This is a genomic window from Marivirga arenosa (assembly GCF_030503875.2).
Taxonomy (GTDB): domain Bacteria; phylum Bacteroidota; class Bacteroidia; order Cytophagales; family Cyclobacteriaceae; genus Marivirga; species Marivirga arenosa.
In genome coordinates this window covers 3,827,890-3,852,630 of sequence record NZ_CP129968.2, presented here as the reverse complement: position 1 = coordinate 3,852,630, position 24,741 = coordinate 3,827,890, and the positions used below count along the sequence as shown (strand labels likewise).

Annotated in this window: 21 protein-coding genes; 14 read left to right on the top strand and 7 right to left on the bottom strand. The window is 33.6% G+C overall.

Features of this window, described 5'->3' with window-relative positions; translation table 11 throughout:
* The first annotated feature begins 8 nt into the window (after window positions 1-8).
* Complete coding sequence (locus tag QYS47_RS16540; RefSeq protein WP_322347173.1) at window positions 9-2,681, top strand: DUF5686 and carboxypeptidase regulatory-like domain-containing protein; 2,673 nt, start codon at window positions 9-11, stop codon at window positions 2,679-2,681.
* A gap of 2 nt (window positions 2,682-2,683) precedes the next feature.
* Here QYS47_RS16540 and QYS47_RS16535 read toward each other — a convergent pair whose 3' ends face one another.
* The 3 genes from QYS47_RS16535 to rplU all read right to left on the bottom strand — a co-directional run bounded on the left by QYS47_RS16535 (window position 2,684) and on the right by rplU (window position 5,705).
* Complete coding sequence (locus QYS47_RS16535; protein WP_322347172.1) at window positions 2,684-4,747, bottom strand: tetratricopeptide repeat-containing sensor histidine kinase; 2,064 nt, start codon at window positions 4,745-4,747, stop codon at window positions 2,684-2,686.
* 379 nt (window positions 4,748-5,126) lie between these two features.
* Window positions 5,127-5,384: a 50S ribosomal protein L27 gene (gene rpmA, locus QYS47_RS16530; RefSeq protein WP_308355647.1), complete on the bottom strand. Its 258-nt coding sequence runs from the start codon at window positions 5,382-5,384 to the stop codon at window positions 5,127-5,129.
* A gap of 9 nt (window positions 5,385-5,393) precedes the next feature.
* Window positions 5,394-5,705 carry a 50S ribosomal protein L21 gene (gene rplU / locus QYS47_RS16525; protein WP_302102270.1) on the bottom strand — a complete coding sequence of 104 codons (312 nt, stop codon included), beginning with the start codon at window positions 5,703-5,705 and terminating at the stop codon, window positions 5,394-5,396.
* A 290-nt stretch (window positions 5,706-5,995) separates the two neighbouring features.
* Between rplU and QYS47_RS16520 the strand changes: the two genes are divergently transcribed.
* The 6 genes from QYS47_RS16520 to QYS47_RS16495 all read left to right on the top strand — a co-directional run bounded on the left by QYS47_RS16520 (window position 5,996) and on the right by QYS47_RS16495 (window position 12,997).
* Window positions 5,996-6,502 carry a hypothetical protein gene (locus QYS47_RS16520; RefSeq protein WP_308355648.1) on the top strand — a complete coding sequence of 169 codons (507 nt, stop codon included), beginning with the start codon at window positions 5,996-5,998 and terminating at the stop codon, window positions 6,500-6,502.
* Window positions 6,503-6,874: 372 nt separating this feature from the next.
* Entirely contained in the window at window positions 6,875-7,870 is a 996-nt protein-coding gene (locus QYS47_RS16515) for a ribonucleoside-diphosphate reductase small subunit (RefSeq protein ID WP_308355650.1), read from the top strand.
* Window positions 7,871-7,961: 91 nt separating this feature from the next.
* On the top strand, window positions 7,962-10,439 hold the full coding sequence (locus QYS47_RS16510; protein ID WP_322347171.1) for a ribonucleoside-diphosphate reductase subunit alpha: 2,478 nt from the start codon (window positions 7,962-7,964) through the stop codon (window positions 10,437-10,439).
* A 172-nt stretch (window positions 10,440-10,611) separates the two neighbouring features.
* Window positions 10,612-11,229, top strand: coding sequence for a nitroreductase family protein (locus QYS47_RS16505; RefSeq protein WP_322347170.1), 618 nt, complete (start codon window positions 10,612-10,614; stop codon window positions 11,227-11,229).
* Complete coding sequence (locus QYS47_RS16500; RefSeq protein ID WP_322347169.1) at window positions 11,226-11,723, top strand: VOC family protein; 498 nt, start codon at window positions 11,226-11,228, stop codon at window positions 11,721-11,723. Before QYS47_RS16505 ends, QYS47_RS16500 begins: the two co-directional genes overlap by 4 nt.
* Before the next feature lie 80 nt (window positions 11,724-11,803).
* Complete coding sequence (locus tag QYS47_RS16495) at window positions 11,804-12,997, top strand: class I SAM-dependent rRNA methyltransferase (RefSeq protein ID WP_322347168.1); 1,194 nt, start codon at window positions 11,804-11,806, stop codon at window positions 12,995-12,997.
* Window positions 12,998-13,003: 6 nt separating this feature from the next.
* Here QYS47_RS16495 and QYS47_RS16490 read toward each other — a convergent pair whose 3' ends face one another.
* Entirely contained in the window at window positions 13,004-14,353 is a 1,350-nt protein-coding gene (locus QYS47_RS16490; RefSeq protein ID WP_322347167.1) for an aspartate kinase, read from the bottom strand.
* On the opposite strand from QYS47_RS16490, the gene fbp reads away from it, so the two are divergent.
* Window positions 14,352-15,332, top strand: a complete 981-nt coding sequence (gene fbp / locus QYS47_RS16485) for a class 1 fructose-bisphosphatase (protein WP_308355655.1) — start codon at window positions 14,352-14,354, stop codon at window positions 15,330-15,332. The two genes, QYS47_RS16490 and fbp, sit on opposite strands and share 2 nt — an antisense overlap.
* Here the strand turns inward: fbp and yihA are convergent, their stop codons facing one another.
* On the bottom strand, window positions 15,333-15,944 hold the full coding sequence (yihA, locus tag QYS47_RS16480; RefSeq protein ID WP_302122690.1) for a ribosome biogenesis GTP-binding protein YihA/YsxC: 612 nt from the start codon (window positions 15,942-15,944) through the stop codon (window positions 15,333-15,335).
* 322 nt (window positions 15,945-16,266) lie between these two features.
* Here yihA and QYS47_RS16475 point away from each other — a divergent pair, with 322 nt between their 5' ends.
* Together QYS47_RS16475 and QYS47_RS16470 are read left to right on the top strand one after the other, a co-directional pair.
* Window positions 16,267-18,351 (top strand): OmpA family protein, encoded by a 2,085-nt coding sequence (locus QYS47_RS16475; RefSeq protein ID WP_322347166.1) that lies wholly within the window; start codon window positions 16,267-16,269, stop codon window positions 18,349-18,351.
* A gap of 73 nt (window positions 18,352-18,424) precedes the next feature.
* Window positions 18,425-19,093: a 2-C-methyl-D-erythritol 4-phosphate cytidylyltransferase gene (locus tag QYS47_RS16470; protein WP_322347165.1), complete on the top strand. Its 669-nt coding sequence runs from the start codon at window positions 18,425-18,427 to the stop codon at window positions 19,091-19,093.
* Between the two features lie 105 nt (window positions 19,094-19,198).
* On the opposite strand, the gene QYS47_RS16465 is transcribed toward QYS47_RS16470, so the two are convergent.
* Window positions 19,199-19,420, bottom strand: a complete 222-nt coding sequence (locus QYS47_RS16465) for a DUF2795 domain-containing protein (RefSeq protein ID WP_013454973.1) — start codon at window positions 19,418-19,420, stop codon at window positions 19,199-19,201.
* Window positions 19,421-19,531: 111 nt separating this feature from the next.
* Window positions 19,532-20,773 carry a DUF349 domain-containing protein gene (locus tag QYS47_RS16460; protein WP_322347164.1) on the bottom strand — a complete coding sequence of 414 codons (1,242 nt, stop codon included), beginning with the start codon at window positions 20,771-20,773 and terminating at the stop codon, window positions 19,532-19,534.
* 147 nt (window positions 20,774-20,920) lie between these two features.
* Here QYS47_RS16460 and ettA point away from each other — a divergent pair, with 147 nt between their 5' ends.
* The 4 genes from ettA to QYS47_RS16440 all read left to right on the top strand — a co-directional run bounded on the left by ettA (window position 20,921) and on the right by QYS47_RS16440 (window position 24,733).
* Window positions 20,921-22,606, top strand: coding sequence for an energy-dependent translational throttle protein EttA (gene ettA, locus QYS47_RS16455; protein WP_308355659.1), 1,686 nt, complete (start codon window positions 20,921-20,923; stop codon window positions 22,604-22,606).
* 165 nt (window positions 22,607-22,771) lie between these two features.
* Window positions 22,772-23,050 (top strand): hypothetical protein, encoded by a 279-nt coding sequence (locus QYS47_RS16450; RefSeq protein ID WP_308355660.1) that lies wholly within the window; start codon window positions 22,772-22,774, stop codon window positions 23,048-23,050.
* A 51-nt stretch (window positions 23,051-23,101) separates the two neighbouring features.
* Complete coding sequence (locus tag QYS47_RS16445) at window positions 23,102-23,392, top strand: hypothetical protein (RefSeq protein WP_302122713.1); 291 nt, start codon at window positions 23,102-23,104, stop codon at window positions 23,390-23,392.
* A 141-nt stretch (window positions 23,393-23,533) separates the two neighbouring features.
* On the top strand, window positions 23,534-24,733 hold the full coding sequence (locus tag QYS47_RS16440) for a threonine aldolase family protein (RefSeq protein WP_322347163.1): 1,200 nt from the start codon (window positions 23,534-23,536) through the stop codon (window positions 24,731-24,733).
* Window positions 24,734-24,741 lie beyond the last annotated feature (8 nt).

The window sequence follows — 24,741 nt, the reverse complement described above, 5'->3', positions numbered from 1 at the left end:
CCAACAAAATGAAGAACCTAGTAAGCTTAATTTTATTTGTTTTATCCGTATCACATCTTTTTGGACAAGTAGGAGTTAGAGGAGTTGTTTATAGTGATAGTGGAGAAGAATTACCTTTTGCCACCATCTATGTGCAAGAAACGGGTTCGGGTACCTCTACAAATCAAGAAGCATATTATGAGCTTCAACTTGAAGAAGGGGAGTACACACTTCAGTATAAATTTGTAGGTTATGAAACCGTAGTAAAACAGATTTCAGTACAAGACCAATTCATTCAATTAGATGTTCAACTTCCAAAACAAACTTTACTGTTAGATGAAGTTACTACATCTGCAAAAGCAACAGATCCTGCTAACTGGATGATGAGAAAGGCTATTGCCAAAAGTAGTTATCATCGTCAGCAAGTAGATGCATATTCTGCTAGAGTTTATGTGAAAGGTAAAGGTCGAGCTACGGATATTCCTTTTTATTTATCTAGCATGCTAAAAAAAGAAGGGATAGATGAAGAAACCTTAATTATTTCAGAATCAGTAAGTGAAGTTAGCTATAGGAGGCCTAATCAATTTTCGGAAAAAGTAATTTCTGTTTATGCATCTAAGAAAACAGACTTTAACGCTAATCCTATGAGGTTCATAGCAGGAAGTTTTTATCAAGATGAGATTGCATCTGTAATTTCTCCTTTATCTTCCAAAGCATTTCGCTATTATAGATTTAAACATTTAGGGGCATTTATGGATGGAAAACATCTCATTAATAAAATTAAAGTCATTCCAAAAGTACCAGGCCCAAATGTATTTGAAGGCGACATCCAATTAGTGGAAGAAGATTGGGCATTATTTCGAGTTGACTTAAAAGCACAGGTTGAACTGGGAATAGAAGTACGTATAAGGCAAGTGTATCAAAATATAAAAGACCTTGCGTGGATGCCTATTACCCATCAGTTTGATGTAGATGGAAAACTAATGGGAGTAGGATTTGAAGGGAAATACCTTGCATCTATGAGTAATTATAATATTGAATTAAATCCTGCTCTGCCGAAGCAACTGAAAATAATAGATGAGGGTGATGATGAGCAAGGCAGAATGACAGAAGAAATTATTGAAGAGGCAAATGAATTGGTTGAAACTAAGAAAGAACAGGTAGTGGTTAAATCTGATGATTTATCAGATATTATGAAAGACTATAGAAAGACACAACAGGATTCACTAGCAAAGCAAGATGTGATAGGAGTATATGAATATAAGATGGACTCTTCAGCTTTCAATCTAGATTCAAACTTTTGGGCACAAATTAGGCCGATCCCTCTTTCAACTAATGAAACAAGAGGATACGCTAAACTAGATAGCTTAAATGTAATTCAGGAAGAAAAAGCAGCCAAAGATTCCGTTAAGAATAAGAATAAATCAACATTCCAAATTCAGGATATTTTATTCGGTGGAAATTATAAGCTGGATAGCACGGGACAGTGGAGATTTAAAATATATAATCCCATATTTAATATAAATTATAATACTGTTGAAGGATTGAACTTCGATTACAGTATTGGTCTGAAGAAGTTTATTTCTCTAAATCGAGATTCCACAATAGATCGATCCACAGTTGACTGGAGCTTTCATAACAGAAATTCGTTTGTAGTTTTTAAACCAACAGTTCGATATTCTGTAGCTAGAAATAAAGTAACAGGGAAAGTGCTTGCTCGCTATCAATATAAAACTGGAGATTTAGCATTACGTGTAGGGCGTTATGTGTCTCAATTTAATGATGCGCCCGCTGTTTTACCCTTGCTGAATACTAGTTTTACAACTATTTGGGAGCAAAATTTCATGAAGCTTTATGAGAAAGATTTTATAAGGTTAAATTATAGTAAGCGTTTTTCAAGTAAATTAAGGATGTCAGCAGAAGTTGAATACGAGGAACGGAATAGGCTATTAAATAAAGCGGATTTCAGAATTATTGATTGGCGAAGAGAATTTACACCTAATTATCCCGTAAATATAAACCCCATTTCAGATTTTGATGGTCAGACAGCTTTTACAGCAAATTTAAAATTTCATTATAAGCCTTTTATAAAATACGTAATTAGTAATGGTATTAAAAGACCGGTTAATCAACGAGCTACTAATTTTTCCTTTTCATATTTTAAAGGATTCAACGGTATATTTGGCAGTGATGTAGATTTTGATCGATTGGAAATTGGGTATAAAGATGAATTTGATTTCGGAGCTAAGGGAAGAACTTATTTTAATACTAGAATAGGAGCTTTTTTAAATAATAATTCCTTAGGGTTTATGGATTATGCGCATTTTGCTGGGAATAGAGCATTTTTCACGCAAAATGATCCAGTTGAATCTTTTAGGTTGTTAGATTATTATAGGTACAGTACAGATCAGTTTTATGCTGAAAATTTTATCTTTCATAGGTTTAGAAAGTTGTTAATCACTCAAATCCCTGCTACTCGTTTCATGGGGTTCAAAGAAGGAGCATTTATAAATTATTTGTTTACACCTGATAGTAAAAATTATTCAGAAATAGGCTACTCCTTAGAGGGAATCTTGAAATTCTTTAGAATAGAAGTTGCTACTCAATATGAAAATTTTCAATACAAAGGTTGGGGAGTAAGAGTTGGTGTTTCTACCACTTTGGGCGGTAGTGTTTCAATCAATGTTCAAGATGATGAATAGCTCTATTGGACAGTTTTAGGCAGTGAAACTTCGAAAATGGTATCTTTTCCCTTTGAAGATTTTATAGTTAAGTTTCCATTTAATTTTTGGATACATTGTTTTACAGTATACAAACCAATACTAATGTTTTCATATTCATTTTGAGCCTTTGAAAATCCATTCATTAATTTATTGGTTTCATCATCAATTAATTTAAGGCCATCTAGTTTGAAAAGCATAGAAATATCATCAGATTTCTGTGAAACTGAAAAAGTAATATGATAATTTTTCAAGTTTTCACTTTTCATTAACTGTAATGAGTTCTGAATAAGATTAAATGCTATTAACTTAACTAGAGACTCATCAGAATAGAAAAGGAAGTTTTTTTCAATGTCAATATTGAGCTTAAATACTTTAATATTTTCAATGTAAGCAGCTTCATTGAAAGAATCTTGTAAGATTGTCCTAAAATCGATCAATCGATTTTTCAGTTGTTTTTCCTGCAATTCACTAATTAATTTCAATGATTCAATAATGATATTCAATCGTAATGCAGCCTTATCCAGCATGCTGAAATAGTTCAAAGCTTTCGCATCTTCAACATCTTGTAAGGCTAAATCACAAATACCCATTAACCTTACTATTGGGCCTTTAATGTCATGGGAAGATTTATAAATAAAATTATCAAGCTCAAGACTAGTTGTTCTCAATCTTTCGTTTACTGACTTGAGTTCAATATTTCTTTTGTCAACAGTTCCTGCTAATTGCTGGTTAAGTATTTCTAATTCTTCTTTTTGTTGACTTATTACGTTTTTAGCATCTTCTAGCTTTTTTAAATTTTGCTCTAAATACTCTTTTTGTGTTTCTATCTCTTCCTTTTGGGCCTCTACCTTATCATTCTGCTTTTTAAGAGTATTATTTATTTTTCTATTTCGCTGAAAAATCAGAACCAGTAGAAATGAAAAAGGTATTATCAATATTAATATGGAAATGTATACCAAATTTTGAAAACTCTTTTCTTTTAATGCGATTTGACTTTCTTGTAGAAGTATCCTGTTTTGATTTTCCCGTAGTTTTAAGTTAATTAAACTAAGATTACGACCTAATGCATTTACATATAATGAGTCTTTGAGCTTTAAATTCGTACTCAGAATTTCATTGGCTTTCTCAAAGTTTCCTAATTTTTGCTGAATCATAGCTTCAACTTCATTTATTTTAATAAGCAAATCCTTGGCTTTGATTTTATTAGCTATGGAATCACCCTTTCGTAAAAAAGACAGAGACTGTTCTTCCTCGCCTTGCATGAAATTTAATTTTGCTAGCCATAAGTAAATTTCTCCCATCCCTTTTTGGTCTTTAATGGACTCTCTGATGGAAAATGATTGGTTGAGATAGTATCTTGCTGAATCATATTGTGCTTTAAAAAGCATAACCTGTCCCATTCCGTATAATGTTACGGCCTGCCAATTTCTGTTTTCATGCTTCTGCGTATATCTTAAAGAGGATCTGAAATATTTTTCTGCCTCATCAAATTCAAATTGCTTGAGATGTGTATTGCCAATATTATTTTGTGAGTAAATCATTAACTCATAGTCTTGGTTCTTTTTAGCTACCATCAGACCTTTTTGAAGATAATGATGTGCACTATCAAACATCAGTGCTTGCTGATAAACCAAACCTATATTATTTAATGTATGTTCTAAACCATAAGTTACCTTCAATTTCTTTTTCATTTCGTATGAACGCATGAGGTACTCCAATGCATTCTGAAAATTCCCTAAGCTAATATTTACAAATCCTATATTGTTTAAAGCATTATGCATTAAGATAGAATCATTAATTTGATTAGCAATTTCCAAAGCCTCAACGTTGTATTTCAAGGCTTTTTCAAATTCTCCTTTGTAATTAAATGTACCACCTAAAAGCCTTAAAGATTTTGAAATATTTTTTTGGTCATTTAATCTTCTAGAAATAATTAAGGCTTGTTCAGCATATATTTCTGCAGAATCAGGTTGATTGAGCCAATTTTCAAAAATCAATAAATGTAGGAGGGTGATTTTTTGTTGGGCATTTGCCTTCGGTAACAAGCGTTTAAGACTATCAGTCTTTGAATTGCTCAGCAATGGAAAACTGAATAGCATAAAGGTGATGATATGTAAAATACGATTCCTCAAAACGCATATTATATTTCGAATCTTCTATAATATAATAAATTATTTATTACAGAATAGAAGAACTAAAAGCGAGTACATTGGAATTTAACAATAAAAATATAATTTTATGAGTATTTATAGGTACTCATTACATTTATTCGATAAAAGGGGAATAAATCATCGACTAAATACAATTTCTATGAGCTTATCAATGGATAAGTTGGTAAGCTGCTAATATTGATTGCATTAGGAATGTATTGAAACAAAAAAAGCCTTTCGTATGAAAGGCTTTATATCTTAAATGTTGTTGATCTTAATTTACAGGCTCAACAGAAACATACGATCTGTCTTTTTTACCTTTTTTAAATTGAACTACTCCATCAGTAAGTGCAAATAATGTATGATCTTTTCCCATACCCACATTATTACCTGGGTGATGAGCAGTACCACGCTGACGAACTAAGATGTTACCAGCTACAGCAGCTTGACCGCCATAAATTTTAACACCTAATCGTTTACTTTCCGATTCTCTTCCGTTTTTGGAACTACCAACTCCTTTTTTGTGTGCCATGGTATTATATTATTTAGTAATTTTTTCGATTAAAACTTTTGTGAAATCTTGACGGTGACCGTTTCTCTTTTTGTATCCTTTTCTTCTTTTCTTTTTGAATACAACTACTTTATCACCTTTTACATGACCAAGGATTTTCCCTGATACCTTAGCGCCCTTAACAACAGGAGCACCAACTTCGACTTTTCCATCATTGTCAACTAATAATACTTTGTCGAATTCTACGGAAGCGCCATCTTCACCCTCCATCTTTGGAGCGTAAACGTACTGGTCTTGCGTTACTTTGAACTGCTTTCCGGCTATGTCTACAATTGCGTACATCTAATAATTTGTTTAAATACGTATACTATTTCCCAAAAGGAATGCAAATATAGGGATTTTATTTCTATATACAAAAGCTTAATTATTCTGTTGATTTTCTAGAGGTGAGAAGGTTCTGCACAAATGATAAGCGTTGTTAATATTGCTTGCTTTAGCTGGTAAAGCAAGCGATAAAAGCTTTTAAGGGCTTTTAAATTGACAAATGAGTTATAAAAACGCTTGAAATGCTTGCTTATACTGCTTGAATTGCTTTAATTTGATTATAAATTTGAAAAATTCAATCTCAAATAATGAAAGTAAATATTCCTGAAAAATATACCGATTTATATATAAAAGCCCTTGGCGATAAAAAGAAAGCTCTGCAGATGAAGATCAATCAATTTAAAGCAGAAATTGAAGAGATAGATAGTCATTTATCGGCTTTAGTGAATGTTCCTTTATTTCAGGATAGTGATGCTCAAAACTTGATGCATCAAAAAACAAATACTTATCACGATCAATGGCCATGGACCAAGAAAATAGCCTTTTTTATTGATTATAGGCGGAAATTGATCAAAACTAATGAAGTGGTTGACTTTATTTTAGAAAAAGAACCAGACCTTAATAAATCTAAAGTAAGAAGCTCTGTATCAGCTGCTTTGTCAAATAAAATGAAGAAAGGCGTATACAGAAAATTTGAAGATCCAGTTACTGGCAATACTTACTACGGGCCAGTGTCTTATTTCCTAAATCAGCATGAGCCTCAAATTGAGTATATGCCTGAGGATCTGAAGGAAAGGTTGTTGTACAATAATTAGAGATGTAATAAACTTCAAATTATGCAATTTTTTTCATTCTTAATTTGCTTGAGCTTGTGGAAAACTTTCAAAACTTTTTTTAATCCACGAATACAGCTCAAATTCCCCTAAGTGTTGCTGAGATTAATATGCATAAAAACCTGATAAAGAGTTAGATATATACTTATCCACAACTCTCTGTAGGTAACTTTTCTCCCTTTGATTTTTCCTCTCTGTTGCTAATATTTGTAAGCACAGTCAAGAAAATAGGGACGAATAAAATGATTTTTGACTGCGTAATTTTTTCTATCTGCTTTAGTAAGAATTCTTTATGATGAGGCGCCCTGTTTTCTAAAAAGAATTTTAGTAACATTTTAAAAAAATATTTTAAAGATGAGTGATGTAACCACATTCCAAGACGAGCCAATTTTGAAGGAAAACAAAGACCGTTTTGTATTATTCCCAATACAGCATAAGGACATTTGGGATTTCTACAAAAAAGCTGAAGCAAGCTTCTGGACTGCTGAAGAGATTGATCTTAGTCAGGATATGAAAGATTGGGAAAACCTAACTGAAGGAGAAACTCACTTTATCAAGCATGTATTAGCATTCTTCGCAGCTAGTGATGGGATTGTAAACGAAAACCTTGCTGAGAACTTCGTAGCAGAAGTACAATATACAGAAGCTAAGTTTTTCTATGGATTCCAAATTGCCATGGAAAATGTTCACTCAGAAACTTACTCTTTATTAATTGACACTTATGTGAAAGACAATAAAGAGAAGAGTAGTCTTTTTAACGCAATTGATACAATGGATTGCGTAAAGAAAAAAGCAGATTGGGCCTTAAGGTGGATAGATGAAGGAAATTATGCTGAAAGACTTATTGCTTTTGCTGCAGTGGAAGGTATTTTCTTTTCTGGTAGTTTCTGCTCAATCTTCTGGTTAAAGAAAAGAGGTTTGATGCCAGGTTTAACCTTCTCTAATGAGCTAATCTCAAGAGATGAAGGATTACACTGTGATTTCGCATGTTTACTTTACAACGATCACTTGGTAAATAAACTTCCAAAAGAAAAAGTAACTGCTATCATCACTGATGCAGTAGAAATAGAAAAAGAATTTGTTACAGATTCACTTCCTGTAAAATTAATTGGAATGAATGCGGATCTCATGTGTCAGTATATCGAATTCGTAGCAGATCGTTTATTGCAGGAGTTAAACTGCGATAAAGTGTACGGTTCTTCAAATCCATTTGATTTTATGGAGATGATTTCATTACAAGGTAAAACGAACTTCTTTGAAAAGAGAGTGGGAGACTACCAAAAAGCAGGTGTAATGAAAAAAGAGGAAGATAGCGATAAAGCTAAATTCTCTTTAGATGAAGATTTCTAATTGAAATCAAACGAATTGTGCCATTCCTGAATGACAGGAATTAAAACCTAATTGAACTAAACGTAATCCTATAACCCCATAATTAAACAGCATGTTAGTCGTAAAAAGAGACGGAAGAAGAGAAACCGTTAAATTTGATAAAATTACAGCGCGCATAGAGAAACTATGCTATGGTCTTAATCTTAATTACATTCAGCCAATTGATGTAGCTAGAAAAGTAATTAATGGAATTTATGATGGAGTAACTACTCAAGAGTTAGATAATTTAGCTGCAGAAACTGCTGCTTCAATGACTGTGAAGCATCCGGATTATTCTAAGCTATCTGCAAGAATTGCAATATCTAATCTTCATAAAACTACAAGTAAGTCTTTCAGCAATACTATGAAAAGACTTTATACTTATGTAGATCCGAAAACTGGAGCTAATGCACCTTTATTATCAAAAGAGACTTATGGTATCATTAAAAAGCATGCAGCTCAATTAGATTCTGCTATCATTTATGATCGTGATTTTGGATATGACTTCTTTGGTTTTAAAACCTTAGAACGCTCATACTTAATGAAAGTGGATGGTAAAATAGTAGAGCGTCCGCAACATATGTTGATGAGAGTAGCGATTGGTATCCATGGGGAAGATATTGAATCAGCTATCAAGACGTATAATTTAATGTCTGAGAAATGGTTTACACATGCTACGCCAACTCTTTTCAACGCAGGTACTCCTAAACCACAGCTTTCTTCTTGTTTCTTATTAACCATTCAGGAAGATAGTATCGATGGTATTTATGATACCTTAAAGCAAACGGCTAAAATTTCTCAATCTGCTGGAGGTATAGGGCTAAGCATTCATAATGTTAGAGCAACAGGTTCATACATTAAAGGAACAGGTGGGGTTTCCAATGGTATTGTTCCGATGTTGAGAAACTTTGATATGACTGCTCGTTATGTAGATCAAGGTGGTGGAAAAAGAAAAGGTAGCTTTGCTATCTATCTAGAGCCATGGCATGCTGATATCTTTGATTTCTTGAACTTGAAGAAAAACCACGGTAAAGAAGAGATGCGTGCAAGAGATCTTTTCTATGCTATGTGGATGTCTGATCTTTTTATGAAAAGAGTTGAGGCGAATGAGGAATGGACTTTGTTTGATCCGAATGAATGCCCTGGCTTAGATGAAGCATATGGTGATGATTTCGAAAAATTATATGAAAAGTATGAGCGTGAAGGAAAAGGTAGAAAAACCGTTAAAGCTCAAGAGCTTTGGTTTGAAATCTTAGAATCTCAAATTGAGACCGGTACTCCTTATATGTTGTATAAGGATGCTGCTAATAAGAAATCTAACCAGAAGAACTTAGGAACTATTAAGTCTTCAAATTTATGTACTGAAATTTTAGAATATACTTCTAAAGACGAGGTAGCGGTATGTAACTTAGCATCTATTGCGCTTCCTATGTTTGTTCAGAAAGATGAAAATGGTCAAAATTATTTTGATCATGAGAAACTTTATGACATCACTTATACAGCTACTATTAACTTGAACCGTGTAATTGATGTAAATTACTATCCAGTTGAAGAGGCTAGAACCTCTAATATGAGACATAGACCAATCGGACTTGGGGTTCAAGGTTTAGCGGATGCATTCATGCTACTAAGATATCCTTTCGATTCAGAAGAATCTAGAAAGTTAAATAAGGAAATCTTTGAAACGATCTACTTTGCAGCTATGACCGCTTCTAAGGATTTAGCGATCAAAGAAGGCCCTTATGAGACTTATAAAGGTTCACCAGTTTCAAAAGGTATTTTCCAATTCGACATGTGGGGAGTAACTCCTTCTGAAAGATGGGATTGGACTACTTTAAAACAAGAAGTAAAGAAAAACGGTGTGCGTAACTCTTTATTAGTTGCCCCTATGCCAACCGCTTCTACTTCTCAGATTTTAGGAAACAACGAATGTTTTGAGCCTTATACTTCAAATATCTACACAAGAAGAACCTTGTCAGGAGAATTTGTAGTAGTGAACAAGCACTTAATGCATGACCTTATCGAAAGAGGATTGTGGAATGACAACATGAAGAATAAATTGATTGCTGCAAACGGTTCTGTTCAAGATATACCAGAGATTCCGGAAGATATCAAAGAGCTTTATAAAACAGTTTGGGAGATTTCTCAAAAAGCAATAATTGATATGGCGGCCGATAGAGGAGCTTATATCTGTCAATCTCAAAGTATGAACTTGTTCATGCAAGACCCTAATTTCGGTAAAATGACTTCTATGCATTTCTATGCTTGGAAGAAAGGCTTGAAAACAGGTATGTACTACTTGAGATCGAAAGCAGCTACTAGCGCTATCCAGTTCACAGTGGATAAGAGTCAATTGGGAGAGCCAAAGCCAGAAGCTCAGCCTCAACAGGATATTACTCAAAATACGGATACAAAAGTAAATCGTCCATCAAACCCAACGCAAAATCAAGGGCCAACAGCGAACAATGAAGATGACTTAGCGGCCTTAAAAGCTGCACAGGTGGCATGCTCGCTAGATAACCCGGATGATTGCGAAATGTGCGGAAGTTAAGATGATAATAGATGCTAGAACCTAGAATCTAGATTAATAATAGATAATAAACACACACAGTTTATTCATAACCGAAACCACCTGGGCAACTGGGTGGTTTTTTTATTATGAATAAATTACATGTAGCAACATAGGTTATTTTTCTGCGTAATAGTTAGAAAAATAAATTTCTATGAGTCAAGCCTATATAAAAGCAGAAGAAATTAATTTAGGACAGGAACAATTATCCTTATTAAAAGACAGAAAAAGTACAGTGGCTTTTTCTGATGAGCCTATCAATACTACACAATTAGAGCAAATATTTGAGGCCACCCGTTGGGCTGCTTCTTGTTTTAATGAACAGCCATGGAGGTTTATTGTAGCCACAAAAGAAAATGAAACTTTATATAAAAAAGTATTAAATGGAATAAATCCTCATAATCAAAATTGGGCTAAAAATGCACCCGTATTGATGATTGCCATCGCTAAAAAAACATTTAGCATGAATGGTGCGGAAAACAAGCATAGCTGGCATGATGTAGGTCTTGCAGTGGGTAATATGTCAGCTCAAGCCACAGCTATGGGTTTATATCTTCACCAAATGGCTGGGATCGTAAAAGAAAACATCCATCAAGATTTTGAGATATCGGAAGATTTTGAAGTGGTATCAGCTATTGCCTTAGGATATAAACTACCAATAGAAGAAGTTCCTGAGGATCTAAAAGCCAGAGAAAGCAAGGAAAGAACTAGAAAAGAGTTTTCAGAATTTATATACAATGTAGATTGGGAAAAAAGTACTTTTAAACCATGAGAGAGGAAGACTATACAATCCCTTCTCAAACCAAAATAGGGCATGTTCATTTAAAAGTGTCCGATTTAGATCGAGCTTTAGATTTTTATAATGGTCTATTAGGATTTGAGATTACTCAAAAATTAGGAGATCAGGCGGCATTTTTATCAGCAGGGGGCTATCACCATCACATTGGCTTAAATACTTGGCAAAGCAAAGGGGCTAGTCCAGCCCCTAATTATGCTCCAGGATTATTTCATACCGCAATCGTTTACCCAAGTAGGAAGGCTTTGGCTGAGATTTTTCTTAAAATCAGAGAAGCCAAGTATCGTTTTACCGGTGCAGCAGATCATGGAGTTTCTGAAGCCTTGTATTTGGATGATCCGGACGGAAATGGAGTCGAATTGTATTGGGACAGACCAAAAGAGCAGTGGCCGACAACTGCTGATGGTGAAATAGACATGTATACCAGACCGCTGGATTTGGAGAGCTTATTAAGTGAATTAGAGGACTAATCTTATAATTCATGATACTTTCTTTCATGTAGCTAATATTATTTTATCCATATTTGCATAATATTTTAGATCATCAATTTATGCAAAACGAATTTCCCACCATCACCTTAAAAAAAGGAAAAGAAAAATCATTGGAACGTTTTCATCCCTGGATTTTCTCAGGTGCGATTTATCCGGTTCCTAATGAAGTTGAAGAAGGAGATTTAGTCAATATTCAAACAAAGGATAAGCGATTTATTGGAATTGGGTATTATCAGGTAGGCTCTATAGCCGTTAGAATGCTAACTTTTAGGGATGAGCCAATTGATGATAATTTCTGGTCTAAAAAGCTTAATTCAGCAATAGAGTTAAGAAAAACTGCAGCATTGTGGGCTAATGAAGATACCAATGTCTTCCGTTTAGTTCATGGAGAAGGTGATGGCTTCCCAGGCTTAATTGTTGATTATTATGATGGTTGTGTAGTCTTCCAGGCCCATACAGTGGGCATGTATCGCATCAAGGATACTTTTTTAAGAGTTTTAAAAGAACTATTAGGTGATCAATTAAAATCTGTGTACGATAAAAGTGCTCACACTTTACCTTTTAAAGCTGAATTGGAAACAAAAGACAGTTTCGTTTACGGTGAAGAAAAAGAAGAGTGGTTAGTAAAAGAATATGGAAATACTTTTAATATAAATGTAGTTACAGGTCAAAAAACGGGTTTTTTTATTGATCAGCGAGAAAATCGTAAACTATTAGAAAAATACAGTGCTGGTAAAAAAGTTTGTAATACATTCTGCTATTCTGGTGGCTTCTCAATCTTTGCTTTGCAGGCTAATGCGGAATTAGTGCATAGTGTGGATAGTTCCCAAGGAGCGATAGATCTAACTGATCAAAACGTAGCAATAAATTTTCCAGAGGCTCAAAATCACCAATCCTTTACTGCAGATGTTTTCAATTTTCTGAATGACATGCCAGAAGAGTATGATGTAATTGTTTTGGATCCTCCGGCTTTTGCCAAACACCGAAAAGTATTGAAAAATGGCTTAAATGGCTATAGAACCATTAATGAGAAGGCCATGAAAAATATGAAATCTGGTGGAGTTCTTTTTACTTTTAGTTGTTCTCAGGTAGTAAGTCAAGAACAGTTTAGAACGGTTGTTTTTTCTGCAGCCGCAAGAGCAGGTAGAGAAGTTCAGATTTTACATCAGCTTCACCAACCAGCAGATCACCCCATAAATATTTTCCATCCTGAAGGTGAATATCTAAAAGGCCTGGTGTTGAGAATCGTCTAGACTCTATTATCTAGATTCTAGGCTCTTTACCACTACTTGATAGTTCTTTCTAGTTCTTTGTTCGAGGTATATTTCCTTCTTGTGAATCATTCTGTCTATAAGACTTTCATTGAAGTTTTTAATCGTGATCAATTCTAAGCCTGTATTATAAAGGATTGAAAAGTCATTTTTTAGTTCACTCATGAGTTGATCTAAGCGATGCAAATCATCATTCACACAAATTGAGAATGAAATAGCAGTGTTTTGCATCATATTTATTTTGATATGATGCTTGTTTAGAGAATCGAAGATTTTACCAATAAGTGATTCTGTAATAAAGGTAAAATCATTCAATTGAAAGCTAATTAGGCTTTGTTTTTCCTTAATTATTATACAAGGGATTTCGTGAATTACTTTGCAATCATGAATGATTGTTCCTCCTTTATCAGCTTTACTAAATGACCTAACGTGCATAGGGATTCCAGCATTTGCCAAAGGCTTAATTGTTTTAGGATGGATCACTGAAGCGCCATAATACGTCATTTCAGCCGCTTCTTTGTATGAAAGTTCTTGATACAATACCGCATCCTGAATTTTTTTAGGATCAGCATTTAAGATACCAGGAACATCTTTCCAGATTGTTACCGCTTTAGCATTTAGAGAATAAGCAAATATGGCTGCGCTAAAGTCTGAACCCTCACGTCCTAGGGTAGTTATTTGTCCTTCTTCAGTGCCGCCTAAAAATCCTTGAGTAATTAATAGTTGATGATTTGTAAATTCATTTTTAACTTTTTCAGAAATTGTTTCTTTAGTTTTTATCCAGTTTACAGAGGCATCTCGAAAAGTATCATCCGTTCTCACTAACTTATAAGCATTTACTTTAGTAATAGAGAATTCCTTTAGCTCTAAATATTTTAATAATAAATTCGAAGAGATGATTTCGCCATATGAAATAATACTATCGTACGATTGATCATAATGGTTTATGTCAATTTTTTCCAGGCTATTTTCTAATTCCTCAAAAATGCTTTGAAGAAATTCTAAAGGTTCAGATGCATGATCATCAAATAATGAATTGACGATATTAGCATGATCGTCATAAAGTTTTTGAATAGCTGCTTTAGTTGATAGTTTTTTAAGTTTTAAATGAAGTATTTCTTCCAGTGCATTGGTGGTTTTACCCATAGCAGAAACTACAATAAGGATTTTTTCATCAGGAAATCTTTTTAGGATTTCTACCATATTGCGAACTGCGTCTGCACTTTTTATGGAAGCACCACCAAATTTAAATACTTGCATACATTTGTTTTTATATGGATTGGCAAAATAAGCTGCAATTTTTTCATAATTTAGCGGCAATACAAAAAAATATTGCATGCAAACTAAATTAGCCACCTCCGTTGGTATCACTTTAGACAGATTTATTAAGAAAAAACAAAATGATTTTGCCTTTGCATCAGGTGAACTTTCTCAACTTTTAAGAGATATAGCCCTAGCTGGAAAAATCATTGACAGAGAAGTTAATAGAGCGGGCTTAATTAATATTAGCGGTGCTTACGGAACTGAAAATGTTCAAGGTGAAGAACAACAAAAACTAGATGTTATTGCTAATATCCGTTTTATCCGTGCCTTGAAAAATGGTGGTGAAGTTTGTGCTATTGTATCTGAAGAAGATGATGAAATCTTAGATCTTAATAATGAAGATGGAAGGTATATTGTAGCGATGGATCCTCTGGATGGTTCTTCTAATATTGATGTTAATGTTTCTATTGGTACAATCTTCTCTATTTTCCGAAGAGTTTCTCCTGTTGGGAGTAAGGTAACCAAGGAAGATGTTTTACAAAAAGGATCTGAGCAAGTTGCGGCAGGATATTTATTGTATGGTTCTTCTACCATGTTAGTGTATACGACTGGTCGGGGTGTGAATGGTTTTACTTATGATCCTTCATTAGGCGAGTTTTTTCTTTCGCATGCTGATATGAAAATACCAGAGGATGGAAAAATTTATTCTATTAATGAAGGAGGCTATAGGAGTTTCGAACCTAAAGTTCAGAAATACATAGAAAACTGTAAAGATAAAAAGTATACAGCTCGTTATATAGGTTCTTTAGTAGCTGATTTCCACAGAAACTTATTGAAAGGAGGGATTTATATTTATCCTTCAACCGAGAAAGCACCAAATGGTAAGCTTAGGCTAAATTATGAATGCAATGCTTTAGCCATGATTTGTGAGCAAGCAGGTGGTTTAGCTACTGATGGAGAAAAAAGAATTTTAGATATACAACCTGATTCACTACATCAAAGAGTTCCTTTTTATGTAGGATCTAAGAAAATGGTGGAGGATGCGATGAGCTAATTAATTCTGCTCTTCCCAGGCAGAATTCATTTGGTCAATAAATCCTAAAATTTCCTCTTTACCTGATTTTTTTTCTGCAGAACTAATAAAGAAGGGAGGGAATTCTTCCCAGCTTCCCAGCATATGTTTTTTGAACACAGCTATATTTTTCTGTGTTTTATTAATAGATTGTTTATCAGCTTTGGTGAAAATTAATGCCAAAGGTAATCCTTTTTTACCTACGAAATCTAAAAATTCAACATCGGCTTTTTGAGGAGGTAATCTGGAATCAATAAGCACAAAAACACAAACAAGATTCTCTCTATTAATCAGGTAATCACTAATCATTTTACCCCAATTTTCATTGGTTTTCTTGCTTACTTTAGCATAACCGTATCCTGGTAAATCAACTAAGTACCACTTTTTATCCATCAAAAAGTGATTAATTAATTGAGTTTTGCCTGGTCTGGAAGAAGTTTTTGCCAGATTCTTTCGGTCAGTCAGCATATTGATTAATGAAGATTTACCAACATTTGACCTTCCAATGAAAGCGTATTCAGCTAAATCAGTTTTAGGACTTTTTCTGAAATCAGTATTACTGATTATAAATTCTGCATTTTTTATTCGCTTCATACTGCAAATATAAAGGCTTTAGCTGGCATAAAAACTTAAGTTTTAGAAAGAATTGTTAGTTTTGTTCTAATACTAAGTGAGTGTAAGCTTTGGGGTAAATCTTAAAATTTATTAGTGAGCTTAAGTCAATACTAAAAAAAAGCATAAATTGAAAAAAAGTGGGTCAACATTTATATATTTATCACTTCATCCCATAAAATTTTGAATAAAAACAGGAAGATTTGGCTACTTTTTTTGATATAACATAAAAAGTAGTTTAATTTAAGTGATTATTTTAGTGAAGCGACCTAACTCGCTATATTTTACCGAATTAAAGAATACGATGATATATAAAATTAGATTCTTTTTTGTTTTACTTTTAACTGTAACTATTGGCTCGCAGCTGAAAGCACAAGAGGCTAATCCTGATATGGCCAAGGAGTATTTGTTGATAGCAGAAGAAATTTTGAAGGAAACACGTGTGCTAACTCAGGCTTTGGATATGTATAAATTAGCTGCCGATGCTGATCCGAATAGTGTAGAAGCAAACTTCAAAACTGGAGATACATACCTGCAAACTACCGAAAAAGCTAAGGCAACTCAATATTTGTTACGTGCCTATCAACTTGATTCGGATTATAAATTTGACATGCTTTACAAGATAGGCCAAGCTTATCAATATGGATATGAATTTGATAATGCTATTGAATACTACAATAAATACAAACAGAAGCTTGAAAGTAATACGGGTTACAATGGTTCGGATTTAAAACCCATGAATGAAGTAGTTAGGCGCATTGATGAATGTAATACGGGTAAAAAATTGATGGCGGATCCGGTTAACTATTCCATTAAAAATGCTGGTACAGCCATTAATTCAATGGCTTTAGATTATGCCCCAGTGGTAAATGCTGATGAAACCATCATGATTTTCACATCTCGTAGAGGACCTGATCAGGGAAACTTAAACGAAAACGTATTTGATGATAACTTCTATTATGAAGATATTTTTATTTCAAGGAAATCAGGAGGAGAATGGCAGCCAGCTGAAAACATTGGTCCAGTTGTTAATACAAAATATCATGATTCGAACTTCGGTTTTTCACCAGATGGTAAAACATTATACATCTACAGTGACGAAGGAAATGGTGATATTTATTTTACCAATAACCTTTCTGAAGATACTTGGTCTGAGCCTATAGCATTAAGTGACAATATTAATTCAAGTGGATATAATGAAAAGTCAGTTTCGCAGACTGCTGATGGAAATACCTTATTCTTTGCTAGTAACCGCCCAGGTGGTTTTGGGGGTTTTGATATTTATTATTCAACTAAAAACAAAAAAGGAGAATGGGGACCTTCAAAGAATATTGGAAATGTAATTAATACTGAAGGAGATGAAGATGGTACTTTCATCACTTTTGATGGTAAAACCCTTTATTTCAGTTCTACTGGTCATAATGGCATGGGAGGATTTGATATTTTTAAATCTGAATATGATAGTGCAAGTAGCCAATGGAGTAATCCTGAAAACCTTGGGTATCCTTTAAATACACCTGATGATGATATTTACTTTGTAATGACAAAAGATGGTAAAACGGGTTATTACGCTACTGTTAGAGAAGAGGGGATGGGGTATAATGATATTTACAGAGTTAAAATTGGTGGAGCAGAAGATGATTCAGATAAAAAATTAGAAAGTAAAACCGCTAATGTAGATGAGGGAGAAGAGAAGGAAAAAGAGCAAATAGTTGAGAAGGTAGAAGTAAAAGAAACTCCGGAAGAAAAGCCTACCACAGGTGCACCTGTTAAATTAATGGTCAGAGTTTTAGATGCAGGAAATGGTCAGCCAATTGACGCAAATGTTAAATTGAAAGGTCAGGAGGATAATATTAATGTCCCCGCTGAGAGTAAAGACAACGGGATTTATACGTATGTGATTGTAAGGGAAGAACCTACTAATTTTATGCTTTCTGCTGAAAAGCAAGGGTATATTTTTGCCAATAAAAGAATTTCAATTCCTGCTTCAACAGCTGAAGAGCAAGTGGTAAGACAAACTTTAAGGTTGAGCAAGCCAGAGGTTGGGACATCTAAAACTTTAAGAAATATTTTCTTTGAATTTGGTAAGGCTACCTTTACAACGGAATCTTATGAAGAATTAAATAAGATGGTAAGCTTCATGGAGGCTAATCCTCAAGTGAATGTTGAAATTGCCGGACACACAGATAATGTTGGTGCCGCTTCATTCAATAAAAAACTATCTCAGTTAAGAGCTAATAAAGTAGTTGACTATTTAACTGATAAAGGAATTGATAGAAGACGATTAAACGCAACCGGATATGGTGAAGAGAGACCTATCGTTAGTAATGATGATGAGGTAATGGGAAGAGAGATTAACAGAAGGGTTGAATTTATTGTGAAAGAATAGAATCAAATTAAAATATGATAAGGAATAGGGATGTTAATCATCCCTTTTTTATTTACAGATATTATTAAGAGGAATGAAAAAGTATGCGATAATTGTGGCAGGTGGTACTGGTAAAAGAATGGGAGAGAGTCTTCCTAAACAATTCCTTAAGTTAGGAGGCACCCCCATATTAATCCATACCCTACAGGCATTTAATATAGCTGATCCTGAAATTGAATTGATTATTACCTTACCAAAGGAAGAAATTCAATTCTGGGATGAGCTAAATGTCTGGCACCAAAATTATATAACGCATAAGGTAGTAGCAGGTGGAGAAACTCGTTTTCATTCCGTGAAAAATGCTTTAGAGCATGTAGATGAAGGATTAGTTGCCATTCATGATGGCGTTCGTCCCTTCGTGTCAGCTGAAATAATACATGAATCTTTTAGTTTAGCGAATAAAAAACAAGCCGTGATTACCGCAGTAAAAATGAAAGATTCAGTAAGGCAACTTACAGAAGATGGAAAATCAAAAAACATCGATCGATCCACTTTAAGGATGGTTCAAACGCCACAAACTTTTTCAGTTGATCTTTTAAAATCAGCTTATAATACTGAATTCAAAAATCATTTTACCGATGATGCTTCTGTGGTGGAAGCCTATGGTAAAGATGTCAGCTTGATTGAAGGGGATTATCGAAATATTAAAATTACAACTCCGGAAGATTTGGTAATAGCCGAAGCATTATTAGCCAATAAGTAATGGTCTAGAGTTTATAAACTCTAATTTAAATAGGAAGGAGGAATGTATTTAGCCCATTTCTGGGCTAAATTATATGCTTAAGCTGAGTGTTTTAACACCACTCAGCTAATATTCATCCTCATTAAAGAAGAAATCTTCTTTTGATGGATAATCAGGCCAAATCTCCTCTATGTTTTCATAAGGCTGACCATCATCCTCTAATTCTTGTAAGTTTTCTACAACTTCCAATGGTGCTCCAGAACGAATACCAAAATCGATTAATTCGTCTTTAGTGGCTGGCCACGGAGCATCTTCTAAGTATGAAGCTAATTCTAATGTCCAATACATATTCTACCGTATTTTTTTGATGCGCAAAAGTATGATAAAAAATTATAAATCAAAGCCTTAATTGCTTATGACTTTTACTAGCATACTAAAAAAATATACACAAAGTTCAAATTATTTTAAATTTTTGTTCAAATCACGTAATTCATCCATGATTTGTTGTTTTACAGTAAGCTTTCTTTTTTGTTTTTCATGTTTATAACCTACCAATTTATCTAGTTTCTGAGTTCCTAAATTAAATTTTTCTAGGTTTTCTTCAAATACATTTAATTCTTTTTGGTCTCTAGCTATTAAATCTCTTAAAATATTCATTTTAAATTTAACAGCATCTTTTTCACCTAAATCTTTTTTAGCCTTCTTTTTAAATAAGGACTCCAAAAAGTGCTTTTCAAAAATATAGTCATTTAAGGTAAAGTATTCATCATTTAATGAATGATCAAAAGTTTTACCAAGGTTTTTCCATTTCTGTTGGATTGATTTTGCTATTTCAACAGCTTTATCAGAATCAAGAGTTTTGGCTTCTTTTAATTCATTTAATAAACTAGTCTTTTCCTTATCGTTATTCTCTTTCTTAGTGGCTTTAGAAGCTTTGCCAGATGATTTTCTATGGGTATACTTTTTAAACTCTTTTAATAAGTTAGCATATTTATCCTTAGGGATATTTTCTAATTCTTTCCATTCCTGTACTAAAGATTCAACTTTTTTAGCTAACTGATCACTATCTTTTTCTTGAGATTGCAATTTTTTAGCTTTTTCAATTAAAGCTTCATATTGCTTTTCTCTTGTAACCATCATTTCTTTCTTAGCTTCATAAAATGATTTTTTCTTTTCATAAAACTCATCATAAATAGCCTGGAAAGCATTTTCAATCTCTTCTTTCTTATCTTCATCTACGGCACCAACTCTAATCCAGCGCTGTCGAAGCTCTTTTAATTTTTCAGTAGCTTCTTTCCAATCAGGATTCGCAGCATAGCTTTTCGCTTCTTCAACCAAAGTAGTTTTGACATCAAGATTACGTTTTCTGTTTTGGCTTATGTAATCCTCAAGCATTTTCTCCAACATATCTAGACGCTCTTTTAAGGCTACAAAATCTCCAATACCATCATAAGAAGAAAGAGACTCTCTTAAATTAAGTACTTTCATCAAAAAAGAACCTTTGTTGTCTTCAGTCTCTATTTGGTGCTGAACTTTATCAACCTTTTCTTTTAAGGTTTCATATCGATCTTGAAAAAACTGAAAAGCAGATGCTTCATCATCTTTTACTTCACCGATTTCTCTTTGAGGAAAACCTTCTTGTTCTTTTAAGATTACCTTTCCGTTTTCAACGAAAGCCAATTCTTGCTGTAATTCAGTCAAAATATTATAATTTGGTTTTTGTATAATTTGCTGCAAAAATAAATTTAATTTGCAATATAGCCCAACGGCAGTTGTGTAATTAATTATGTAATCACGTAATTTGATGTAGTATTTCGAATAAAAAGAAAAATAAAGCAAAAAAGCGATATGAGTGACGAAAAAATAATCTTTTCTATGGCGGGGGTTTCCAAAATCTACCCTCCCAAAAAAACAGTTTTAAAGGATATATACTTATCATTTTATTATGGCGCTAAAATCGGTGTTTTAGGGCTTAATGGTTCAGGTAAATCTTCATTGCTGAAAATTATTGCTGGTATTGATAAAGATTACCAAGGCGAAGTGGTAGCTTCAAAAGAATATTCAGTTGGTTTGTTAGAGCAGGAGCCAGAGCTCGATCCTAATAAAACGGTAAAAGAAGTAGTGGAAGAAGGTGTAGCGGAAACGGTTAATCTTTTAAAAGAATTCGAAGAGATAAATGAGAAATTCGCTGATCCGGAAGTGCTGGATAATCCTGATAAAATGAATGATTTAATTGAACAACAAGCAAAAGTTCAAGAGAAATTAGATCATGTTAATGCTTGGGAGCTTGATAGTAAATTAGAACAGGCTATGGATGCATTGAGAACTCCACCAGCTGACTCACCAGTTAAAAATTTATCAGGGGGTGAAAAACGTAGAGTAGCGCTTTGTAGACTTTTACTTCAAGAACCAGACGTTTTATTATTAGATGAGCCCACTAACCATTTAGATGCTGAGTCTGTGCATTGGTTAGAACATCATTTGCAACAATATAAAGGAACGGTAATTGCCGTTACTCACGATCGTTATTTCCTAGATAATGTTGCTGGCTGGATTTTAGAATTAGATAGAGGTGAAGGCATTCCATGGAAAGGAAATTACTCAAGCTGGTTAGACCAGAAGCAAAAAAGATTGGCTCAGGAAGAAAAGACTGAATCAAAAAGGCAAAAAACTTTGCAGCGTGAGTTAGAGTGGGTAAGAATGGCTCCAAAAGCACGTCAAGCTAAATCAAAAGCGCGTTTAAGTTCTTATGAGAAGATGCTCGATGAAGAGGGTAAGGAAAAAGAACAAAAACTAGAGCTTTTTATACCGCCAGGCCCTAGATTAGGTAGCAAGGTGATTGAGGCTAAAGGCGTTGCCAAGGCTTATGGTGATAAGTTATTATATGAAGATTTAAATTTCTCTCTACCACAAGGGGGTATTGTTGGAATTATCGGTCCTAATGGTGCAGGTAAAACCACATTATTTAAATTAATTACGGGCAAAGAAGAGCCAGATGCTGGTACTTTTGAGGTAGGAGAAACTGTGAAAATCTCTTATGTAGATCAGGAACATGATAATCTTGATCCTAATAAATCTGTTTGGGAAAATATATCTGAAGGGAATGAATGGATTCAGTTAGGGAATAATAAGATCAACTCAAGAGCATACGTAAGTAAGTTTAATTTTGCAGGTGCTGATCAAGAAAAGAAAGTAGGAGTATTGTCAGGTGGAGAGCGAAATAGAGTTCACCTTGCCATGTCAATTAAGCAAGAAGCGAATTTATTATTGCTTGATGAGCCTACTAACGATTTGGATGTAAATACACTACGTGCATTAGAGGAGGGTTTAGAAAACTTCGCAGGTTGTGCAGTAATAATAAGTCACGATAGATGGTTCTTAGATAGAATTTGTACCCATATTTTAGCCTTTGAAGGGGATTCTCAAGTATATTGGTTTGAAGGAAACTTTTCTGATTATGAAGAGAATAGAAAGAAAAGGCTTGGCGATGATGCAATTCCTAAAAGAATAAAATATAAAAAGCTTACTAGATAGAGCCAAGCATAAAACGCTGATTGTATCGTATTTATGTAAACTACAGTCTTTGTCAAAAGCCCAACTTAAACTAAGTTGGGCTTTTATTTTGCGTTAGTTTAATTATTCAGTACAAAATGAAACTAAAAGGATGATTATTATGTATAATCCATTGTGATATTTAATATGAATAAAATAAAAAGAAACATATTTTTCCTATTAGCTTTTTCATTTATGTTGAGCCTACCCTTGTCGGCAAGTAGTAACATTAACGAAGAAGTTGAAACTATTCATGTTGTTCTAGAATATCAATCGAAGCAACAAGCTTATTCCAAAACTATTAAAAATACTATCCATAGAGTATTATGGGCAGTTGATATTTCTATCCAAAACTATGAGTACTTAAGAATTCATTCTTCTGAAAATCTTATTATACTCTATAAACAGCTAATTTTCTATAATTGATTTTTTGAGGTTTTTAGATGAAAACATATCGTGAACTTTAAATTTTTAATTATGGAAACTTTAGTTAGTAGAACAATAGATAAAAACGACCTTTCAAAAATCTCATTTATTAAAAACGATGTATTACTGGATGATAATGATGCCCTTATCAGATTACAGAAACTTAATAAAGCTTTAATTCTCGGTAATTTGCATAAAACTTCAGTAAAAATTGAATTTATGAACGCTGAAGGAGAACTTCTAAATACTGTGGGAACTGTTTGGGCTGTAACAGAAAAAAATGTATTGCTCAAGAAAAACTACCATATACCGATTAAGTCTATCGTAAAAGTAGCAATATAGAAAATAGGGGCTCTCAACACTAGAGGGCCCTTATTTTATTTATGAAGTCATTTTTAGGAAATAGTAGAAATTTATTATCATTTTTATAATGATTCATTAAGCTTTGTATTATTCAGTCACTAAATTAATTGAAAATTAGAAATGGATAATATGAAAGCTAAACCATCATTTAATAGCCGCAGAGACTTTTTGAAAAAGTTAGGCTTATCAAGTTTACCAATCTTACTTCCAGGAATTGGTAGTGCGGAAGATTATTCAGATAATCTATTTAAAAGGGATAATAATAAGTTAATAAATTTAGTGTATGATGGCTTGGCATATGAGCCTAATGACTACATTCAAAAACTTCAAGAAATAAACAAATCCAGTAGTATTTCTGCAGATGTTTATGGTACTGGCGGAGCAACTCAAAAGTTGGAGGAAAAGCTTGCTGAATTAACGGGTAAAGAAAAAGCAATTTATTTACCTACTGGAACTATGGCGAATCAGCTAGCCATTAAGATGTTGAATGCTGAAAATACTAAAGTAATTGTTCCTGAAAATTCTCATATATACAGGGATGAAACTGATTCTGCGCAAAGTGTCCATGGAAAAAGATTAGTGCCAGTTCAAAATAATAAAGCCTATTATACTGCTGAGGAATTAGATGAAACCATTCAAAATATTCATCAAAATGAGGTTTTTAAAAGTGGGATAGGTACAGTAGTGATTGAAAACCCAGTGAGGAGAGCAAACGGTACAGCAGTTCCTTTGGCCACCATTCAGGAAATTGCCGCTTATTGTAAAAGCAATGCTTACAAAATGCATTTAGATGCAGCTAGAATTCATTATGCTGAGGCTTATCAGGGTGTAAGCTTGAAAGAATATGCTGCTCCTTTCGATACTGTATATATTTCATTGTATAAATACTTGAATGCGAATGGAGGAGCTATTTTATGTGGTGATGCTGAATTGATTGACAGAATGCATCATCAAATTAAGATATTAGGTGGCACTATGTATCAGAGCTGGACTAATACAGCGATGGCTCTTCATTATTTAGATGGAATTACTGATAGATTTAAGAAGTTGGCTGACACATCAAAAGAAATAGTGAAAGCACTAAATCAGCTAGATGAAATTAATATTTCTTCTATTGATAATGGGACTAATATTTATGAATTAGCTTTTAATTCTAATATAGATATCGGTCATTTTGTTAATGAATTAGATAATAAACATAATATATGGTTACGTCCACCGAATGAAGACGGTCAGATCAGACTTTCATTTAATGAAAGTATTTTGTTTAGGCCAGCGGATGAAATAGTTGGTTCTATAAAGTCAGTTTTAAGAGCATAAAAAAAGCT

What these genes read in the sequence shown, in the direction of transcription:
- QYS47_RS16515 (WP_308355650.1), top strand. Translation starts at nt 6,875, where the DNA reads ATGAGTGATGTAACCACATTCCAAGACGAGCCAATTTTGAAGGAAAAC.
- QYS47_RS16490 (WP_322347167.1), bottom strand. Translation starts at nt 14,353, where the DNA reads ATGCAATATTTTTTTGTATTGCCGCTAAATTATGAAAAAATTGCAGCT.
- QYS47_RS16510 (WP_322347171.1), top strand. Translation starts at nt 7,962, where the DNA reads ATGTTAGTCGTAAAAAGAGACGGAAGAAGAGAAACCGTTAAATTTGAT.
- rpmA (WP_308355647.1), bottom strand. Translation starts at nt 5,384, where the DNA reads ATGGCACACAAAAAAGGAGTTGGTAGTTCCAAAAACGGAAGAGAATCG.
- QYS47_RS16520 (WP_308355648.1), top strand. Translation starts at nt 5,996, where the DNA reads ATGAAAGTAAATATTCCTGAAAAATATACCGATTTATATATAAAAGCC.
- QYS47_RS16495 (WP_322347168.1), top strand. Translation starts at nt 11,804, where the DNA reads ATGCAAAACGAATTTCCCACCATCACCTTAAAAAAAGGAAAAGAAAAA.
- QYS47_RS16540 (WP_322347173.1), top strand. Translation starts at nt 9, where the DNA reads ATGAAGAACCTAGTAAGCTTAATTTTATTTGTTTTATCCGTATCACAT.
- QYS47_RS16500 (WP_322347169.1), top strand. Translation starts at nt 11,226, where the DNA reads ATGAGAGAGGAAGACTATACAATCCCTTCTCAAACCAAAATAGGGCAT.
- ettA (WP_308355659.1), top strand. Translation starts at nt 20,921, where the DNA reads ATGAGTGACGAAAAAATAATCTTTTCTATGGCGGGGGTTTCCAAAATC.
- rplU (WP_302102270.1), bottom strand. Translation starts at nt 5,705, where the DNA reads ATGTACGCAATTGTAGACATAGCCGGAAAGCAGTTCAAAGTAACGCAA.
- fbp (WP_308355655.1), top strand. Translation starts at nt 14,352, where the DNA reads ATGCAAACTAAATTAGCCACCTCCGTTGGTATCACTTTAGACAGATTT.
- QYS47_RS16470 (WP_322347165.1), top strand. Translation starts at nt 18,425, where the DNA reads ATGAAAAAGTATGCGATAATTGTGGCAGGTGGTACTGGTAAAAGAATG.
- QYS47_RS16445 (WP_302122713.1), top strand. Translation starts at nt 23,102, where the DNA reads ATGGAAACTTTAGTTAGTAGAACAATAGATAAAAACGACCTTTCAAAA.
- yihA (WP_302122690.1), bottom strand. Translation starts at nt 15,944, where the DNA reads ATGAAGCGAATAAAAAATGCAGAATTTATAATCAGTAATACTGATTTC.
- QYS47_RS16475 (WP_322347166.1), top strand. Translation starts at nt 16,267, where the DNA reads ATGATATATAAAATTAGATTCTTTTTTGTTTTACTTTTAACTGTAACT.
- QYS47_RS16465 (WP_013454973.1), bottom strand. Translation starts at nt 19,420, where the DNA reads ATGTATTGGACATTAGAATTAGCTTCATACTTAGAAGATGCTCCGTGG.
- QYS47_RS16505 (WP_322347170.1), top strand. Translation starts at nt 10,612, where the DNA reads ATGAGTCAAGCCTATATAAAAGCAGAAGAAATTAATTTAGGACAGGAA.
- QYS47_RS16440 (WP_322347163.1), top strand. Translation starts at nt 23,534, where the DNA reads ATGGATAATATGAAAGCTAAACCATCATTTAATAGCCGCAGAGACTTT.
- QYS47_RS16450 (WP_308355660.1), top strand. Translation starts at nt 22,772, where the DNA reads ATGAATAAAATAAAAAGAAACATATTTTTCCTATTAGCTTTTTCATTT.